At 52.7% G+C, this 1211-nt stretch carries 1 protein-coding gene; it reads right to left on the bottom strand.

Annotated elements, in window-relative coordinates; genetic code table 11:
* Window positions 1-32: 32 nt before the first annotated feature.
* Window positions 33-1131 (bottom strand): IS3 family transposase gene (locus VZP09_RS06765; protein ID WP_328794974.1). Its coding sequence is split into 2 segments (ribosomal slippage): window positions 33-879 and window positions 878-1131, totalling 1101 coding nucleotides; the frame shifts between segments, so codons are not numbered across the junction.
* Window positions 1132-1211: the final 80 nt, after the last annotated feature.

Genomic DNA, 1211 nt, shown 5'->3' with positions numbered 1-1211 from the left:
TGACCCTGGCCCAAATTCAGTGCAGTGCTAAATCAGAGATCTTCGTCTTTCCGGAGACTTCGGATGAATTCAGCCGGAGTCATGTCATTTAATGATGAATGCGTTCTCTCATGATTATATTCCCTGCGCCAGTTGTCGAGTTTGTCCTGCGCATCTTCCAGCGAGAGAAACCAGTGAATGTTCAGGCATTCATCCCGCAGACTGCCGTTAAATGATTCCATAAACGGGTTACCCGTTGGTTTTCCGGGGCGGGAGAAGTCCATTGTAACACCGTGCTCATACGTCCATTTATCCAGACTTTTCGAAATAAACTCGCTGCCGTTATCTGTCTGAATACGTACCGGCAGGCGCTTGCCCAGCACCCGTAACCTTTCCATCACACCGACCACATCCTCATCTTTCAGCGACTTCCCGGCATGGATCGCCACACACTCCCGACTAAAATTATCCACTACAGTCAGCGCCCGGAAACGTCGTCCGTTAAACAGGTTATCCGACACGAAATCCATACTCCAGCACTGATCGACTCCGGTCAGGACCGGACGTTGCTGACGATGTGCTGCACTGACATGCCTGCGGGGGCGCTTTCTGCGCAGGTTGAGGCCTTCCAGACAGTAAATCCGGTGTGTTTTCTTGTGGTTAACAGGCCAGCCTTCCCGCCGCAGCTGAATATGAATACGCGGGCAACCGTAGCGGATCCGGGTTTCCGCTATTTCCCGGATACGCAGGGTTACCGTCCGATCATCCCGCCGGCTCTGCCAGTGGTAAACGGTTCTGCTCTGCATCAGCAGTCCGCATCCCCGTCGGACACTGATACGGTAAGCCTCCCGCAGAAAATGCACCGCCTGACGCTTCTGAGCCGGCCTCAGAACTTTTTTTGATAACTTCCTGCAGCATCTCCTTGTCCAGACTTAAATCGGCCACCAGACGTTTCAGACGCTGATTNTCTTCCTCAAGCTGGCGCAGGCGGCGCAGCTCTGTCACGCCCATGCCGCCAAACTTTTTCTTCCAGTTGTAAAATGTGGCTTCAGANATGCCCATCTTTCTGCAGACTTNCTCCACCCGANTGCCGGTTTCGGCCTGTTTCAGCGCAAATGCTATCTGTTCTTCGGTATAGCGGGTCTTTTTCATGGCGATGTGCCTCTCTGTGAGATGGAAGAAAGACCGGAGACTTCAGTTTAGCCTGGNACTGTTTTCAGGGAGGAGATCAA

Origin of the sequence: Klebsiella sp. EMBS2024, from assembly GCF_036233805.1 — a bacterium.
GTDB classification, from domain to species: domain Bacteria; phylum Pseudomonadota; class Gammaproteobacteria; order Enterobacterales; family Enterobacteriaceae; genus Klebsiella; species Klebsiella pneumoniae.
This window is presented reverse-complemented; position numbering and strand designations above follow the sequence as displayed.